Origin of the sequence: Streptomyces sp. NBC_00984, from assembly GCF_045162475.1 — a bacterium.
Taxonomy (GTDB): domain Bacteria; phylum Actinomycetota; class Actinomycetes; order Streptomycetales; family Streptomycetaceae; genus Streptomyces.
In genome coordinates this window covers 3,971,941-3,988,756 of the sequence record NZ_CP108734.1, presented here as the reverse complement: position 1 = coordinate 3,988,756, position 16,816 = coordinate 3,971,941, and the positions used below count along the sequence as shown (strand labels likewise).

Below are 16,816 nucleotides of genomic sequence, written 5' to 3'. Positions count from 1 at the left end.
CCGCCTCCCGTCGGTCAGACGCCCTCCCCGGCGGTCCGGCGGAACAGGGCCGTCCAGAGGAAGGGCTCGCCGAAGAGCGGGGAGTCGGACGGTTCGTCGTGCATCCGGCGGAGCTCGACCTCCGTCAGGTCCGAGAAGATCCGGCGCAACGACTCCGGCGTGTAGGCGAGGCCGCCCCGCAGCCCGCCCCGGTCGTAGAAGGCCTCGTCGGGGAGTTCGGAGCCCATGCCGCCCTCGCCGGACGCGAAGCAGGTGAGGGCGAAGCAGCCGCCGGGGGCGAGGACGCTGTCGAGAAGGGCGAGGTAGCTGATGCGGCGGTGCGGCGGCAGGTGGTGGAAGCAGCCGGAGTCGTAGACGAGGTCGTACGGGCCGGTCAGTTCCGTCGACGTGAGGGCGAAGACGTCGCCGTGGTGGAACCGGACGTCGGCCCCGGCCTCGCGGGCGCGGTCCTCGGCCCACGCGAGGGCCGAGGGGGACAGGTCCACCGCGTCGACCTCGAAGCCCAGGGACGCCAGATGGACGGCGTTGCGGCCCGGACCGCAGCCGAGCTCCAGGGCACGGCCCGGGGCGATCAGCCCGCGGTCCGCGTACGAGGCGAGGTTCTCGTCCGGCTTCGCCACGAAGAACGGCACGGGCTTCTCCCGGTCCGCGTAGAAGCCGTCCCACCAGGAGCTCGCGTCGGCCGTCCACCGGTCGGCATCCCGTGCGAACAGGCCGTCCATGAGCCTCAGTACGTCATCCGTCGTGCGTATGTTCCGGTCCATGTGGACCCCCTTTCCACCAGGGGAAATCGTAGATCCGCGGGGCCCCGGGGCCCAGTTGGGAACGTGCCGGCGAAACCTGTCGGCGGCAGCGTGACGGGCGGGAGGAGACGGGGTCGAAACCCCTGTCGTGCGGGCCTGCTTCGGGCGCCGGGGCACCCGCGCCGAGGCGTGAAGAGGCAGGTTTCGCGCCCCCCGAGGGTGGTTTCTTGGGGAGTTCCGGGGGCGGGGGAGCCCCGGAGGTGATGGAGTCCGGGAGGTGAGCCGAGGGAGCGGGAGAGCCGCGAACGCCCCCCATACCAGCAACGGTTCGATGGGTAATCGGACTTGGCCGGGGCACCACCCTGCGCGGGCCGGAGTGCGTGGCGGACCCACCACCGACCGGGCGGAGCGGGGAGAGTGGGGGGCAGCGGTACGGACGACGAAGGAGGACCGATGAAGGGTGTCGTGGCGAGCCGGCGGAACGGGGCGGCCGGGCAGTCCATGGAGCTCCTGGGAGCACGGGACCGACTCCTGCGGGCAGGGCGCGAGTTGTTCGGCGCGTACGGGTTCGCGCGCACGGGCGTCGAGGAGCTGTGCGCTCGGGCGAAGGTGCCCGTCCACGTTTTCCAGCAGGAGTTCCTCTCCCGGGAGGTGCTGCTGATGGCGCTGTACGACGAGGTGGCGACCTACGGGCTGCGCGCCGCCGAGAACGCCCTGATGGCGGAGGGCATGGAGGACTGCCCGACGTCGGAACGGGTCCGGCTGCTCTTCGAGGCCTACGTGAAGGCGGTCACCGAGGACCGGTGCGCGGCCCGGGTGGCCTTCGTCGAGGTGCTCGGGGTGAGCCGCGAGGTGGACCGGCACCTGGCGACCTGGCGGGCGATGTGGATCGAGTTCCTGACGTCCGAGGCCGAGCGCGCCGTGCGCCGGGGCGAGGCGGTGGCGAGCGACCACACGGTGACCGTCACGGTGCTGAACCACGCGGTGGACGAGCTCATGGCCCACCACGGCCGCAGGCCCCGTCAGGTCGACGCCGAGTGGCTGACCGACGAGCTGACCCGGCTCTCGCTGGCCATGATCCTGTCGTCCTGACGCGTCCGGTCGCGGGGACGGCAAATAATGGGGAGATGGAAGACGGCGCGGAGCACGCGGAACGACCGGACGACGACGAGATCACGACGGCCCTGACAGGCGTCGGCCCGCGCCTGCGGGCCCTGCGCCAGGAACGCGGCACGACCCTGGCGCAGCTCGGCGAGACGACCGGGATCTCCCTCAGCACCCTCTCGCGCCTGGAGTCGGGCGGCCGCAAGCCCACGCTCGAACTGCTGCTGCCGCTGGCCAAGGCGTACGGGGTGCAGCTGGACGAACTGGTCGGCGCCCCGGCCACCGGAGACCCGCGCATCCACTTCCGCCCCTTCACCCGCGACGGCATGACGTTCGTACCGCTCACCCGGCACCTCGGCGGACTGCACGCGTACAAGCAGATCCTGCCCGGCGGCCGTGGGTCCACGGGGCCGCTGGAGCAGCGGGTGCACGAGGGATACGAGTGGCTGTACGTGCTGGCGGGGCGGTTGCGGCTGCTGCTGGGGGAGCACGATCTGGTGCTCACGGCCGGCGAGGTCGCCGAGTTCGACACGCGTACGCCGCACGCCTGGGCCAGCGCCGGGCCCGATCCGGTCGAATTCCTCAGCCTGTTCGGGCAGCAGGGTGAGCGCATGCATGTGAGGGCCCGGCCTTCCTCGGAGCGGTGAGCCGCCCCGCCCCCGGGCTCGGAGCCGGAGGCCCGGCGACCGGTGAACTCCGCCGGGGCGCGACGCGTCCGGTCACGGGCGGGGCGTGTACGGGCCGCCCAGCCCCCATGCCTGATGCATCGCGTCGGCGAACGCGCCCGCCAGCGCGTGCTCGCCGGTGGGGCCGGGGTGCGTTCCGTCGTACGTGTCCTCGTGGATGTCGTACCCCGGGGGGCTGGAGGCCAGCAGGACCGGGGACATCGGGTCGTCGAGGTCGGCGACGGCCTTCGCCAGCAGTTCGTTGAAGCGGTCGCACTCGGCGGCGAACGGGGCGTCCGACTCGGCCCTGATGTTCGGTATCACGGGCATGAGGACCATCTTGACGTGCGGGTTCGCGGTGCGCGCCGCCACGATGAACGCCCTTGCGTTCAGGGCGGTCTGTGCGCTGTCCGTGTAGAACCCGAGGTCTATCAGGCCGAGCGAGACGAGCAGGACGTCCGTGCGGTGTCCGGCCACCGTGCCGGCGATCACCGGGGCCATGTGCAGCCAGCCCTCGCCCCAGCCGGCCAGGTGGGTGCGGGCCTCGGCGGGGAAGTCCGGCGCGCCGTACGCGTGACTGACCGGGGTGCCCGCCGCCGTGTCGTACAGCGCGCTGCGCGGCCCGACGATCGCGAACGGCTCACCGAGGGCGGCGGTGAGGTGCTGCCACATCCGGTAGCGCCAGGTGAAGTCGCCGGCGCAGCCGATGGTCATGGAATCGCCGACAAACGTGAACCGCATGGCGTCATCATCGCGGATCACTCCTGCCGCCTGCGACGTGACGATGGACACTTGTGCCATGCGTTCGTACCTGACTGTGTCCGGAGCCGCCGCGCTGCTCCTCCTCCTCGCCGGGTCGGCTCCGGCCGTGGCCGACGACGGAGCCGACCGGAGCTTCACGATCGAGGACCCCCGGATCACCGAGTCCAGCGGCCTCGCCGCGAGCCGCGCCCACCCCGGCATCTACTGGACGCACAACGACAGCGACGACGGGCCGTACGTCTACGCCGTCGACTCCCGGACCGGGAAGACCGTCGCGACCATCACCATGAAGGGGGTGGGCGAACCCCGCGACGTGGAGGCGATCTCCCTGGGACCCGACGGCAACCTGTACGTCGGTGACATCGGCGACAACCTGAACGGCAGCTGGGACCACGTCTGGATCTACCGCTTCCCGGAGCCGAAGCAGCTGAAGGACGCGACGGTCAGCGCCACCCAGTTCGACGTGAAGTACGCGGACGGCCCGCGCAACGCCGAGGCGCTGATGGTCCATCCCACGACCGGGCGCGTCTACATCGCGTCGAAGAACGAGGACGGCGGCGGGCTGTACGAGGGCCCGGCGAAGCTGACCACCGGAGCCACCAACGTCTTCCGGCGGGTGGGCGAGGTGCCGTGGGTGACGGACGGGGCGTTCTCGCCGGACGGCAAGGAACTGGTGCTGCGCTCGTACTTCAGCGCCCGTGGTTACGTCTTCGAGAGCGGCAGGCTCGGCGCCGACCACGCGGTCCGGGCGCCGATCCAGCGGCAGGCCGAATCCGTGACGTACACGGCGGACGGCTCGGCGCTGATGTTCGGCTCGGAGGGGGAGCAGAGCGACGTGGAACGGGTGGACGTGGACAGCGGCAGCGGGGGCGGCGGGAAGTCGCCGTCCCGGGGCGGCGACGCGTCGGCCTCGTCCGCCGGAGCGGGGAGCGGGGGCACCGGTGACGTGAAGGGGACGACCCTGACCGGTGTGCTCGTGCTGGCCGGCATCGGCTTCCTGGTGCTCATGGGGCGTCGGCGGAAGGGGAACTGAGGACGCCGCGACCCGGCGCACACCGGGGCGCGCGTAAGGTCGGGGCCCTATGGAGAGCCAAATGATCCTTGCGCCCGAACCGTTCGCCACCGCACGACTGGACGTACTGCCGCTGCGGGTCGCGTACGCGGACGAGATGGCGGCGGTGCTCGGCGACCCGGCCCTGCACACGTACACCGGGGGCGCCCCGGAGACCGCCGACGAGCTGAGGGCCCGCTACGGACGCCAGACCGCCGGTTCGCCGGACCCCGGGGTGCGGTGGTGGAACTGGGTGCTGCGGGTACGGGGCGAGGGCCGCCTGGCCGGATACGTCCAGGCGACGGTGGACGTGCCGGGCGCGGAGGCGGAGATCGCCTGGGTGGTCGGGACGCGGTGGCAGGGGCGCGGGTACGCGAAGGAGGCCGCGGCGGGGCTGGTGGCGCACCTGCTGGCGGCGGGGCCGGGGACGGGGGCGGTGCGTACCGTCCTCGCCCACATCCATCCGGACCACGACGCCTCCGCAGCCGTGGCCGGTGCGGCGGGGCTGGCACCGACGGAGCAGTGGTGCGAGGGCGAACGGCGCTGGGAGCGGGGCGCGGGAGAGGACTGACCCGCCGTTGTCAGTGGCCGGTGCGAGAGTGGTCCACGTACGGACAGCACTTGCGGAGGGGACCTCATGGGCACCTGGGACACCGGCCATTTCGACAACGACACCGCTGCGGACTTCTCGGGGAAGATCGACGATGCGCCGGAGGCGGGGCGGGAAGCGGTGATTCGCAAGGCCCTGGAGGGGGCGGTCGCTCCCTCGGACTACCTGGACAGCGACGAAGCCGTGATCGCCGTCGCGTCGGCCGCGCTGGTCGCCTCCCAGTGCCCGGGTGGCGAGCCGGTGACCACCGCGTACGGCCCCGACAAGCCGCTGCCCGTCCTCGCGACGGACCTGCGCCCCCTCGCGGTGAAGGCCCTCGACGCGGTGCTGGGCGAGAATTCGGAGCTGCGCGAGCTGTGGGACGACGCGGGGGACAAGGAGTGGGCCCCGGGCATAACCCGGCTCCGGGAGGTCCTGGTGGCGGCGGCCGGGTGATCAGGCGCGGGGGCGGCCGGCCCGGATGAGCTCGGCGACATCGAGGGTCACCGGGGCGCCGATCGACTCGGGGAGGGTGACGGTCTGCCCGGGGGCGTACACCTGGTGGCTCTCGTAACCGCCGCCCATGGGCTCGGTCAGGACATGTACCCGGCCGTGCTTCCGGTCGATGATCACGTACACCGGGATCTTGGCCTCGGAGTAGGCGGCGACCTTGTTGCGCAGGTCGTTGTTGTAGTTGCTGGAGGTGACCTCCAGGACGAGGCGGAAGACGGCGGGGTCGTAGCAGTTGTTCTCGACCAGATGCTCGTCGAGATCGGCATCGACGATCGCCAGGTCGGGGAAGGCGTAGTCCTCGGGGCCGCCGGGGAGCCACAGGCCGATTCCCTGGAGGACGCTGGTCTCCTCGCCGTGAAGGCCTGCGGCCAGGAAGGGGATCATGAGCGTGGTCAGTGCGTTGGCATGCGGGCCGTCCGGGGGTGGGGCCACGGTGATGACGCCTCCGATGATCTCGACACGGCAACCCGGGTTCTGCTCCGCGAGCCTGTTGGCCGTGTCGAGCAGCGATTCCGGCTCACCGTCACAGGGGTGCTCGACTGCTGCTGCAGACATTGCGGGCCTCCTGAAGGGGTGATGTCGAGGTCATCATCGTAGGCCGGTCCGGTCGCCAGTGCCCGAAAGCCGTTCCGCCACCCGACCGAGTGAACGACGGCAAAGGGCCCCGCGCAAACGGCGCGGGGCCCTTCTCGTACGGCTACTCGTTACAGCTTCTCGATCACGTAGTCGATGCAGGCGGTCAGCGCCTGGATGTCCGACGGGTCGATCGCCGGGAACATCGCCACGCGCAGCTGGTTGCGGCCCAGCTTGCGGTACGGCTCGGTGTCGACGATGCCGTTGGCGCGGAGCACCTTGGCGACGGCGGCGGCGTCGATCTCGTCCGCGAAGTCGATCGTGCCGATGACCTGCGAGCGCTTCGCCGGGTCGGTGACGAACGGGGTCGCGTACTTCGACTCCTCGGCCCAGCCGTACAGGTTCTGCGACGAGGCGGCCGTGCGGCCGGTGGTGAAGTCCAGGCCGCCCTGGGTGTTCATCCAGGTCAGCTGCTCGTTCAGGAGGAACAGCGTGGCCAGGGCCGGGGTGTTGTACGTCTGGTTCTTCAGGGAGTTGTCGATCGCCGTGGGCAGCGAGAAGAACTCCGGGATGTGGCGGCCCGAGGCGTGGACGCGCGCGGCGCGCTCCAGCGCGGCCGGGGAGAAGACGCCGATCCAGAGGCCGCCGTCGGAGGCGAAGGACTTCTGCGGGGCGAAGTAGTAGACGTCCGACTCGGTGATGTCGACGGGCAGGCCGCCCGCGCCGGAGGTGGCGTCCACCAGGACCAGGGAGCCCTCGTCGGCGCCCGCGACGCGCTTGACCGGCGCGGCGACACCGGTCGAGGTCTCGTTGTGCGTGAAGGCGTAGACATCGACGCCCGACTCGGCCTGCGGGTCCGGGTGGGTGCCCGGGTCGGAGGCGATCACGGTCGGGTCGGCCAGCCACGGGGCGAGCTTGGCGGCCTTCGCGAACTTCGACGAGAACTCGCCGAAGTTGAGGTGCTGGGACTTCGTCTCGATGAGTCCGTGCGTCGCGATGTCCCAGAAGGCGGTGGAGCCGCCGTTGCCCAGGATCACCTCGTAGCCCTCGGGGAGGGAGAAGAGGTCGCGCACGCCCTGACGCACCGCGCCGACCAGGTTCTTGACCGGGGCCTGGCGGTGGGACGTACCGAGAAGAGACGTACCGGTGGCGGCCAGCGCGTCGAGCGCCTCCGTCCGCACCTTGGAAGGACCGGCGCCGAAGCGTCCGTCGGCGGGCTTGATGTCAGCGGGAATCTGGATATCGGCCACGAACCGGAGCGTAGTGCCTCACGGACACGGCCGAGCACCGTGTCCGTCGGATGAGACGCCCGCTCCGGTCCGTGGACGGCGTGCGGGGACCGCCGGTCAGCCCAGATCCACCGGCAGGTCGTGCAGGTCGTTCTGGGTGACGATCGGCTTGTTCCGCAGCTCGGACGCGGGTACGGCGAGCTCCAGCTCCGGGAACCGCCCGTACAGCGCGGGCAGTGCCACGCCCGCCTCCAGCCGGGAGAGCGCCGCACCCGGGCAGACGTGCGGGCCGTGGCCGAACGCGATGTGGCGGTTGGGGGCGCGGGTGATGTCGAACTCACCGGCCGTCGGGCCGTGCTGCGCCTCGTCGCGGCCGAGCGCGCCGAAGGAGACGATCAGCGCCTCGCCCTTGGGCAGGACCTTGTCGCCCACCTCGACGTCCTCGGTGGCGAACCGGATCAGGACGTGCGACGTGGGGGTGTTCCAGCGCAGGGTCTCCTCGATCACGTTCTCCCACGGCACCTCGCCGCCGAGCACCTGCTCGCGCTGCTCGGGGTGCGTCTGGAGCGCGACGACCGCGTTCACGATCAGGCTGATCGTGGTCTCGTGACCGGCCGCGATGATCAGCTGGAGGGTGTTGACGATCTCCTCGTCGGTGAGCTGGTCACCGTTCTCGGAGGCCGCGATCAGGGCGCTGGTGAGGTCGTCGCCCGGGTTCTCCCGCTTGGCGTCGACGATCTTCGTGAAGAGCGCGCCGAGGTCCGCCATCATCTGCGGGACCTCCTGGGGCGGCGTCTGCGTCGAGAAGAACTTCTCGAACAGCTCCTTCAGCCGCGGGTGGTCCGCGCTGTCCACACCCATCAGCTCGCTGATGACGTTCATCGGCAGCGGGTAGGCGAACTCCGCCTTCAGGTCGACCCGCTCGCCCTTCGGCAGCGCGGCCAGCCGGTCCAGGCTCGCCGTGGTCAGCGCCTCGATGCCGGCCCGCAGCCGTTCCACCCGCTTCACGGTCAGCGCCTGCGCGACCAGGGTGCGCAGCCGGCGGTGGTCCGCGCCGTCGACCGTGAGCATGGAGCGGCCCGGGTTGGCGAGGCCGATCAGCGGCCAGTCCATCGGTATCTCGCCGCGCTGCCAGGCGTTCCAGACGTCGATGTCCTTCACGATCCGGCTGTCGGTGAGCAGTTGCCGCGCCTCGGCGTGGTGGGTGACCGCGTAGCAGTGCACCCCGCCCGGCAGTTCCACCTCGGCGAGCGGGCCCGCGGCACGCAGCCGGGCGCTCTCGCCGTCGAGGTCGGTGACGAAGGGGTCGAGGGCGATCCGGGTCATCTCTTGCCTCCGGTGGCGGTTCCCGCGGTGGGTCCCAGGGCGAGGGTGGGCGTGAAGGTCAACGGCAGGTCGGTCAGGCCCCGCAGCCATGGGGACGGGCGCCGGGTGAGCTGTCCGGCGGGGACGGCGAGGTCGATGTCCGGGAGCCGGTCGAGCAGTACTTCGATGCCGGTACGGGCGATGACCTCGGCGGTCTCCTGGGCCGTGAACGGGCAGCGGTGCTCGCCGTGGCCGAAGGAGAGGAACGCGTTGTTGCCGCCGGTCATCGCGGAGCCGTCGGTGCGGACCTGCGGGTCCGCGTTGGCGGCTCCGATGCCCAGCAGCAGCAGGTCGCCCGCCTGGATGTGACGGCCGCCGAGGCGGGTGTCGCGCGAGGCCCAGCGCCCCGCGACGTTCTGCGTCGGGGTGTCCTCCCACAGGACCTCGTTCATGGCCTCGGCGACGCTGTGCCGGCCGCCCGAGAGGGAGGCGGCGAACCGGTCGTCGGTGAGCATCAGCCGCAGCGAGTTGCCGATCCAGTCGGCGGTCGGCTGGTGACCGGCGGCCATCATGACCATCAGGTCCTGCGCGACCTCCTCGTCGGTGAAGTGGCCGCGGTCGGCGAGCATCCGCGAGGCGACGTCGTCGCCGGGCTCGGCGTGCTTGTCGGCCAGCAGCTGGAACATGGACGAGGCGAGGTGCTGCTGACCGGCCAGCGCCCGCTCCCGGCCGTCGATCATGTCGTTGAGCGAGCCGACCAGCGCCTCGCCGATGGTGTCGCTGAAGCCGTAGATCTTCGCCAGGACGAGGGCGGGCAGCAGCATCGCGTACTCGGCGATGATCTCGGTGCCGCCGGTGGCGCAGAACCGGTCGATGAGACCGTCGGCGAACTCCTCCGCGTACCGCTTCAGCGCGAACGGGTCGACGGCCTCCAGCGCGTTGCTGATCATCGCGGCGCGCTCGGTGTGCCGGGGGCCGACCGTGTACAGGATCGACGGCTGCTTGCGGCCGATCATCGGCAGCAGCGGCCAGTCGTCGGGGATGCGGTCCCACTGGTTCCACAGGTCGGAGTCGCGGCTGAACAGCACCGGGTCGCCGGTGACCTGGTGCAGTTCGCGGTAGCCGATCACGAGCCAGGCGGGGATGTCGCCGTCGAGGACGACCGGTGCCACGGACCCGTGGTCGCGGCGCATGTCCCGGTAGAGCCCGGTCGGATCGGTCTGGAACCGGGGGCCGGAGAGCGGCACGCGGCCCTGGGAGACGGGGCATCCTGCGGGTGGCGCCGGGGGCTGGGTCACGGGGTGGGCTCCGGGGTCTTCTCCGGCGCGATCTCCGGACGGGCGGCGGCGGACCGGGCGGCAGCCCCGCCCTGCGAGAGGGTGTGGAGGTACTCGACGAGCGTGATCAGTACGTACTTGCTGGACGAGCGGTCCCGGGCGTCGCACTCCACCAGGGGCACGTCGTCCGAGAGGGTGAGCGCCTCGCGTATCTGCTGTTCGGTGTGGAGCGGGCCGCCGAAGTCGTTGCAGGCCACGATGAACGGCGTGCCGTGGTGCTCCAGCCGGTCGATCGCGTACCAGGAGTCGGCGAGCCTGCGGGTGTCGACGAGCACGACGGCACCGAGCGTGCCGGAGAACAGCCGGTCCCACAGGAACCAGAAGCGTTCCTGGCCGGGCGCGCCGAAGAGGTACAGCACGGAGCGCTCGTCGAGCGAGATCCGGCCGAAGTCGAAGGCGACGGTCGTGGACGTCTTCGACTGCACACCGTCGAGGTGGTCGACGGCCTCGCCCGCGCGGGTCATGGTCTCTTCCGTGTTCAGCGGACGGATCTCGCTGACGGAGCGGACCATGGTGGTCTTGCCGACCCCGAAGCCGCCGACGACGACGATCTTCAGTCCGTTGTCGGCCGTCGCCTGCAGGGCGGCACGGTCAGAGGTTGCGGAGTCCAACGAGCACCTGTTCCAGGATGTCGGGGTCGGGGAGCCGGTCCGCGACACGGGCAGTACGGGGGTGGCGGGCGCTGATCCGTCCGGTGTCCAGCAGGTCGGACAGCATGATCCGGACGATGCTGACGGGCAGGCCGAGGCCCGCCGCGATCTCCACGACCGCGGTGGGCAGTTGGCACATCCGCAGGATCGTGACGTGCTCCGACTGCATGCCGGGGGTCGGCTCGCACTCGGAGACCACCAGCGTCACCAGGTCGAACGCGTCCGAGTCGGACCGGCTGCGACCCCCGGTGAGGGTGTACAGCCGGTCCGGATCGTCGTCCCGGCCGGGGCGGGGGCGGGTCATACGGCCGCGTCGGCGTCGGCGGCGGTGACCTCGGAGGCGGAGGGGGAGCGCGGCGGGGCGCTGAGGTGCTCGCCGAGCTGCTCGACGAGCTCGCTCATGTTGTGGCCGATGAGGCCGACATCGGAGTCCTCGGAGGCGACGACCGCGAGATGGGCGCCCGCGCCCGCCTCGACGATGAACAGCACACCGCCGTAGAACTCGGCCATCGCGGACCGTACGCCGCCGGTGCCGTCACCGAACTCGACGGAGGCGCCGTGGGACAGGCTCTGGATACCGGCCGAGATCGCGGCCAACTGGTCGGCCTGGTCGACGGAGAGCTCGGGGGTGCGGCACAGCTTGAGGCCGTCCCTGGACAGGACGAGGGCGTGACGAGTGCCGGGGGTGCGCTCCAGGAGCCCCTCCAGCAGCCAGTTGAGCTTCTCGTCGGTGGTGGCGGTCATCGGGTGTTGCCTTCTTCCGGGTGCGGGGAATTGGCCCGAACAGCCTGGCGGAAGCTGCTGAAGCGGGCTGCTTGTTCCTTGGGGTCGGAGGTGCGGGGCCGGGAGGCCGTGGCGTCGTCGGAGTGGGCGTGGGCGCGGGCCTCCGCGGCGGCGAGGGTGCGGCCTCGGGGGCGCTTGGGCAGCCCGCTCTCGCCGAACCGGGGGAGGCTGCCGGTGGTCTCGGACGCCGGGGAGTCCGTGGGGCCGGGTTCGGCCGGTTCGGCGGCGGCCGGTGCGTGCGGCGGGTGCTGCGCGTCGGCCGTGACGGGGTGCTGAGCGTCGGCCGTGACCGTCGCCGCGGTCCCCGCCGATGCCGATGCCGACGCCGATGCCGACGCGGTGCCGTGCGCGGGCTCCGGCTCGGGCACCGGCCGGGACGCCGGTTCCGGGGCCGGTACGGGGGTCCGGGTGAGGAGCTCCTGCGGGAGCATCATCAGGGCACCCGTGCCACCGCGCGCGGACGGCCGGAAGGAGACGGTCAGACCGTGCTTGCGGGCCAGCCGGCCGACGACGGCGAGGCCGAGCCGGGTGCCGGAGAGACCCGTCAGGTCGTGGTCGGTGGCCGACACCGCACGCTCGGCGCGGCGCAGCTGCACATCGCTCATGACCAGGCCGCTGTCCTCGACGGTCAGGACGATGCCGGCCGGCACCTCCTCGACGTACACATGGACCTCCGCCGTGGGCGGCGAGAAGTTGGCGGCGTTGTCGAGGAGTTCGGCGAGCGCGTGCATGACGCCCTCGGCGGCGTGGCCGGCGACCGCGACATCGCTGGTCGAGTGGAGCCGCACCCGCTGGTAGCCGCTGATCCGGCCCATGGCGCCGCGCAGGATCGACTCCATCACGATCGGCTTCGCCCAGCGCCGTCCGGAGCGGGCGCCGGTCAGTACGGCGATGGAGTCGGCGAGCCTGCCCGCCTGGGCGGTGCGGTGGTCCAGGTGGAGCAGATCACCGAGCACGTCCTCGGCGGCGTGCCGGTGCTCCATCTCGCGCAGGTCGGCGAGCATGCTGGTGGCCAGGGCCTGCATCCGGCCCGCGGCGTTGGCGCAGGCGGCCACCGCGGCGGACCGCTCGGTCTCGCTGCGGGTCGCGCGGGCGGTGAGCCGCGCGGTCTCGGCGGTGAGCCGTTCGACGTCGGCGGCGGCCTGCGTGGTGATCCGGGCGGTCTCGGCCTCGGTCACGGACCTGAGCCGCGCCGTCTCGGCCGCCGCCGCGGACTTGATCCGGGCGGTCTCGGCGGTGAACCGCTGGCCCTCGGCCGCCGAGGCGGACACGAGGCGGCTGATCTCGCCGGTGAACCGCTGGGTCTCCGAGGCGAGCCGGGCGCGCAGGCGGCCGGCGTTGGCACGGGCCTGGACGGCGGTGGCCACGGCGGCGGACAGCAGTACGGCGGCGGCACCCGCCCCCCAGGCCAGCTCGGTCCGTACCGAGTCGGGGGCGGCGACGACCGCCCACAGACACAGGGATCCGGTGACGGCCAGCGATAGCAGCAGGGCCACTGCGGTCGGCCGGGATGAGGGGCTCAATGGGAGTCCTTGGTTACGGACGGGTGGGGACAGAACGGACAGGTCGGGCAGATTGAACGGTTCAGATCGGGACAGTTCGGAACTGCCGGGGTGAACATGGCAACTGGAGCTGACAATTCCAAGGCAAGTCTCGGTCACTATATGAGAATTGACGCTCTCTTTGGGAAGATCTTGTAGCGTTCTCTGTTACGTATGTGACTACGCGTCCGACGTATTCCGACGTATTGACGTATTCAGGGGAAACGAGCGGCGCCGGACGGTCCAGTGGCCCGATCAACGGCATCCTGGCCCGCATGGCCGCACATCAGAATCCGACGGAACGCGCCGAACTCGCACAGGCCCTGCGCACCGCGGTCCGCGGCGAGGCCGACTTCGGCCCCACCGCACGGGCGTTGACGACGATGGACGCCTCCAACTACCGCCGCGTACCGCTCGGCGTCGTCTCCCCGCGCGACGCCGACGACGTGGCCGCCGCACTCGCCGTCTGCCGTGCGCACGGGGTCCCCGTGGTGCCGCGCGGCGGCGGCACCTCCATCGCGGGGCAGGCCACCGGCACCGGCGTCGTGCTCGATCTCACCCGCCACCTGCGCGGGATCGTCGAGCTGGACCCCGGCTCCCGTACCGCCGTCGTCCAGCCGGGCGTGGTCCTGGACGAGCTGCGCGCCGCCGCCGCCCCGCACGGCCTCACCTTCGGCCCCGACCCGTCCACGCACAGCCGCTGCACGCTGGGCGGCATGATCGGCAACAACTCCTGCGGCGCGCACTCGGTCGCCTGGGGCACCACGGCCGACAACGTGCACGCCCTGACCGTGACCCGCTACGGCGGCGACACCCTGCGCCTGGACCGGGGCACCGTCCCCGAGGCCCTGACCGGCCTCCCCGAACTCATCCGCACCCACCTCGCCCCGCTGCGCACCGGATTCCCCGAGCTCCCGCGCCGTATCTCCGGTTACGCCCTGGACGCCCTCCTGCCCGAGCGCGGGACCGACCTCGCCCGCGCCTTCTGCGGCAGCGAGGGGACGCTCGGCGTGGTGACGGAGGCGACCGTACGACTGGTCGAGGCACCGGCCGCACGCGCACTGGCCGTACTCGGCTACGCCGACGAGGCTACGGCCGCCGAAGCCGCCCCCGGTCTGCTCCCGCACCACCCGCTCACCGTCGAGGGCATGGCCGCCGATCTCGTACGGGAACCGGCCGGGCTGCCGCGCGGCGGTGCCTGGCTCTTCGTCGAGACGGGCGGCGCCACCCCGGCCGAAGCGCGGGCGCACGCCGAGCGCGTCCTGCGGGCGGCCGACGCGCTGGACGGCACGGTCGTCACCGACCCGGCCGGACAGCGGGCCCTGTGGCGCATCCGCGAGGACGCGGCAGGCACCGCGACCCGGATGCCGGACGGCACGGAGGCCTGGCCCGGCTGGGAGGACTGCGCCGTACCGCCCGCCCGCCTCGGCCCCTACCTCCGCGACTTCCGCGCCCTGCTGGCCGGACACGGGCTGCGCGGCGCCCCGTACGGGCACTTCGGCGACGGCTGCATCCACGTCCGGATCGACTTCGACCTGCTGAGCACGCAGGGCGTGGCCCGCTTCCGCCGCTTCTCCGAGGACCTTGCGGACCTGGTCGTCGCGCACGGCGGATCACTGAGCGGCGAACACGGCGACGGCCAGGCCCGCGCCGAACTGCTCCCGCGCATGTACGGGGACGAACTGGTCGCCCTCTTCTCCCGGTTCAAGGACGTCTGGGACCCGGACGGCGGCATGAACCCCGGCATCCTCGCCCGCCCCGCCCGGCTCGACGAGAACCTCCGCTTCGAGGTGCTGCCGAAGCGCCCGGTGGACGTCGAGTTCGGCTATCCGCACGACGGCGGCGACTTCTCGGCGGCGGTACGCCGCTGCGTGGGCGTCGCCAAATGCCGTACGGCGGAGCCGGCGGGCGCGGGTGTGATGTGCCCGTCGTTCCGGGCGACCGGCGAGGAGGCCCACTCCACCCGCGGCCGGGCCCGGCTGCTGCACGAGATGCTCGCGGGCGACGCGGGTGGGGTGATCACGGATGGCTGGCGGTCGACGGAGGTGCGCGACGCGCTCGACCTCTGCCTGTCCTGCAAGGGCTGCCGGAGCGACTGCCCGGTGGGCGTCGACATGGCCACGTACAAGGCCGAGTTCCTGCACCACCACTACCGGGGGCGGCTGCGCCCCGCCGCCCACTACACGATGGGCCGGCTGCCGACGTGGCTGCGCCTGGCGTCCCCCTTCGCGGGCCCGCTGAACGCGCTGGCCCGGGTGCGCCTGCTCGCCGCACTCGCCAAGCGGCTGGCGGGTGTCGCACCGGAGCGCGGGATTCCGGTCCTGGCGCGGGAGACGTTCACCCGGTGGCTGAACCGGCGCTGGGGCAGGGGCACATTCGTCTTCTCGAACGACGAGGTGGCCATGGTCTGGCCCGACACCTTCACCGAGCGCCTCTCTCCCGAGGTGGGCCGGGCGGCGGTGCGGGTCCTGGAGGCGGCGGGCCGCCACGCGATTCCCGCCGGACGCGGGCTGTGCTGCGGGCTGACGTACGTCTCGACGGGCCAGCTGGACAAGGCCCGCACGGTGATGCGCCGCACCCTGGACCGGCTGGGCGGCACGCTCGGCACCCCCGTGGTCGTCCTCGAACCGAGCTGCGCCGCGACCCTCCGTACCGACCTGCCCGAACTCCTCCCCGACGACCCGAGAGCCGCCGAACTGGCCGCTTCGGTGCGGACGCTGGCCCAGTACCTGGAGGAGTACGCCCCCGACTGGCAGCCACCCCGCCTGGACCGCCCGGTCGTCGGCCAGACCCACTGCCACCAGCACGCGGTCCTGGGCGACGCGGCGGAACGGCGGCTGCGTGAACGCGCCGGGCTGACGGGCGAGTTGACCGGCGGCTGCTGCGGCCTGGCCGGGAACTTCGGCTTCGAACACGGCCACTGGGAGGTGTCGGCGGCCTGCGCGGAGGAGAGCCTGCTGCCCTCGGTACGGGCCGCCGAGCCGGGCACGGAGGTCCTGGCCGACGGATTCTCCTGCCGGACGCAACTGGAACAACTGGGCGGCGTACGGGCACGGCACCTGGCGGAGGTACTGGCGCAGGGCCTGGCGGAAGGACCGGCCGACGGGCGGGAAGCGGGGTAGTAGCGGGGCAGTACCGAGACGCGACGGGTCTCACCGGCTCACGTCATGCCCCGGGGTGTGCGATGCGCGGTGTGCGGGGTCGGGGCTGCACAGCCAGCCGTTGACGGCGAAGCGGCTGTCCGCGTGCTGCTTGCTCGGGCAGCCGACCGGCCGCACCTCGTGCCAGGCGGTGGGCGGGAAGAACACGATGCTGTCGTGCTCGGGCTCCCAGTCCCGCCAGGTGCGCTCCTCCCACTTCCCGGTCGTGTCGGTGTGCAGCGGCAGGGCGGCGTCGAACACCCGCAGTTCGCCCCCGTCGAAAGGCTGGGGCGTGCGATGCAGGTAATACACGAACGTGAGCAGACGCCGGGGGGAGAAATCGGCGCTGGTGTCCTGATGCGGCCGGTAGAAGTCGCCGTCGTTGTGCACGTTGAGGCTGTAGTCGGGTTCGGTGTACCGGCAGGAGATGCCCAGCGTGTGCTCGACCGCCTCCAGCACGTCGTCGATGGCCGCCATCAGTTCGGGCGCGGCGAAGCCCTGGCACGACCGGGACCGGCGAACGTCGGGAACCACCTCCCGGTCCCGGATCATCGAGGGCTTCAAGGTGTCGCCGGTGGAGGCGATGGCGCGCTCCAGCAGGGCGTCGGCCGTCCGCTCCCCCAGGAACTGGGTGATGCGGCAGACCGTCACCGGAAGCCGCCAGATCGCGTCCGTGCACACCGGTGACGGCTCATCCACCGCCCCGGACGGCTCCGTCACGGTTCCGTGCCCTGCCGAGGTGCCCTGTTCCGTCTCTGTCATGCCGTCCTGCTTGTCACGGTGTCCTGCTTGTCACGGTGTCCTGATCCTCTGGTCCGGGCCCCGGCGTCG

The 16,816-nt window shown here is 72.0% G+C and carries 17 protein-coding genes; 6 read left to right on the top strand and 11 right to left on the bottom strand.

Annotated features, from left to right (window positions below; genetic code table 11):
- Nucleotides 1–14: 14 nt before the first annotated feature.
- A complete protein-coding gene (locus OG520_RS17505; protein ID WP_399331330.1) occupies nt 15–764 on the bottom strand; it encodes a class I SAM-dependent methyltransferase in 750 nt (249 codons plus the stop codon).
- Nucleotides 765–1,244: 480 nt separating this feature from the next.
- Here OG520_RS17505 and OG520_RS17500 point away from each other — a divergent pair, with 480 nt between their 5' ends.
- On the top strand, nt 1,245–1,835 hold the full coding sequence (locus tag OG520_RS17500; RefSeq protein ID WP_399331402.1) for a TetR/AcrR family transcriptional regulator: 591 nt from the start codon (nt 1,245–1,247) through the stop codon (nt 1,833–1,835).
- A 35-nt stretch (nt 1,836–1,870) separates the two neighbouring features.
- Nucleotides 1,871–2,494, top strand: a complete 624-nt coding sequence (locus OG520_RS17495) for a helix-turn-helix domain-containing protein (RefSeq protein WP_399331332.1) — start codon at nt 1,871–1,873, stop codon at nt 2,492–2,494.
- A 72-nt stretch (nt 2,495–2,566) separates the two neighbouring features.
- Here the strand turns inward: OG520_RS17495 and OG520_RS17490 are convergent, their stop codons facing one another.
- A complete protein-coding gene (locus OG520_RS17490; protein WP_406013781.1) occupies nt 2,567–3,253 on the bottom strand; it encodes a GDSL-type esterase/lipase family protein in 687 nt (228 codons plus the stop codon).
- A gap of 58 nt (nt 3,254–3,311) precedes the next feature.
- Here OG520_RS17490 and OG520_RS17485 point away from each other — a divergent pair, with 58 nt between their 5' ends.
- The 3 genes from OG520_RS17485 (at nt 3,312) to OG520_RS17475 (ending at nt 5,370) form a co-directional block, all read left to right on the top strand.
- Entirely contained in the window at nt 3,312–4,307 is a 996-nt protein-coding gene (locus tag OG520_RS17485) for a WD40 repeat domain-containing protein (RefSeq protein WP_406013780.1), read from the top strand.
- A gap of 61 nt (nt 4,308–4,368) precedes the next feature.
- Nucleotides 4,369–4,896 carry a GNAT family N-acetyltransferase gene (locus OG520_RS17480; RefSeq protein ID WP_406013779.1) on the top strand — a complete coding sequence of 176 codons (528 nt, stop codon included), beginning with the start codon at nt 4,369–4,371 and terminating at the stop codon, nt 4,894–4,896.
- Between the two features lie 66 nt (nt 4,897–4,962).
- A complete protein-coding gene (locus tag OG520_RS17475) occupies nt 4,963–5,370 on the top strand; it encodes a DUF4259 domain-containing protein (RefSeq protein ID WP_406013778.1) in 408 nt (135 codons plus the stop codon).
- Here OG520_RS17475 and OG520_RS17470 read toward each other — a convergent pair whose 3' ends face one another.
- The 8 genes from OG520_RS17470 to OG520_RS17435 form a co-directional block, all read right to left on the bottom strand.
- A complete protein-coding gene (locus OG520_RS17470; RefSeq protein WP_406013777.1) occupies nt 5,371–5,982 on the bottom strand; it encodes a Uma2 family endonuclease in 612 nt (203 codons plus the stop codon). It lies immediately after the preceding gene.
- A gap of 149 nt (nt 5,983–6,131) precedes the next feature.
- Nucleotides 6,132–7,250, bottom strand: coding sequence for a phosphoserine transaminase (gene serC / locus OG520_RS17465; protein ID WP_406013776.1), 1,119 nt, complete (start codon nt 7,248–7,250; stop codon nt 6,132–6,134).
- A gap of 96 nt (nt 7,251–7,346) precedes the next feature.
- Nucleotides 7,347–8,555 carry a cytochrome P450 gene (locus tag OG520_RS17460; protein ID WP_406013775.1) on the bottom strand — a complete coding sequence of 403 codons (1,209 nt, stop codon included), beginning with the start codon at nt 8,553–8,555 and terminating at the stop codon, nt 7,347–7,349.
- The gene (locus tag OG520_RS17455) at nt 8,552–9,832 is read right to left on the bottom strand and encodes a cytochrome P450 (RefSeq protein ID WP_399331348.1); all 1,281 of its coding nucleotides are present in this window, start codon (nt 9,830–9,832) and stop codon (nt 8,552–8,554) included. The genes OG520_RS17460 and OG520_RS17455 overlap by 4 nt, the downstream gene beginning before the upstream one ends.
- Entirely contained in the window at nt 9,829–10,482 is a 654-nt protein-coding gene (locus OG520_RS17450) for a GTP-binding protein (protein ID WP_406013774.1), read from the bottom strand. Before OG520_RS17450 ends, OG520_RS17455 begins: the two co-directional genes overlap by 4 nt.
- A complete protein-coding gene (locus OG520_RS17445) occupies nt 10,463–10,825 on the bottom strand; it encodes a DUF742 domain-containing protein (RefSeq protein ID WP_362195378.1) in 363 nt (120 codons plus the stop codon). The genes OG520_RS17450 and OG520_RS17445 overlap by 20 nt, the downstream gene beginning before the upstream one ends.
- On the bottom strand, nt 10,822–11,265 hold the full coding sequence (locus tag OG520_RS17440; RefSeq protein ID WP_399331352.1) for a roadblock/LC7 domain-containing protein: 444 nt from the start codon (nt 11,263–11,265) through the stop codon (nt 10,822–10,824). Before OG520_RS17440 ends, OG520_RS17445 begins: the two co-directional genes overlap by 4 nt.
- Entirely contained in the window at nt 11,262–12,827 is a 1,566-nt protein-coding gene (locus tag OG520_RS17435) for a sensor histidine kinase (RefSeq protein ID WP_406013773.1), read from the bottom strand. The genes OG520_RS17440 and OG520_RS17435 overlap by 4 nt, the downstream gene beginning before the upstream one ends.
- A gap of 293 nt (nt 12,828–13,120) precedes the next feature.
- On the opposite strand from OG520_RS17435, the gene OG520_RS17430 reads away from it, so the two are divergent.
- Nucleotides 13,121–15,967: an FAD-binding and (Fe-S)-binding domain-containing protein gene (locus tag OG520_RS17430; protein ID WP_406013772.1), complete on the top strand. Its 2,847-nt coding sequence runs from the start codon at nt 13,121–13,123 to the stop codon at nt 15,965–15,967.
- A gap of 30 nt (nt 15,968–15,997) precedes the next feature.
- Here the strand turns inward: OG520_RS17430 and OG520_RS17425 are convergent, their stop codons facing one another.
- Nucleotides 15,998–16,747, bottom strand: a complete 750-nt coding sequence (locus OG520_RS17425; protein WP_406013771.1) for a 2OG-Fe(II) oxygenase — start codon at nt 16,745–16,747, stop codon at nt 15,998–16,000.
- Nucleotides 16,748–16,816 lie beyond the last annotated feature (69 nt).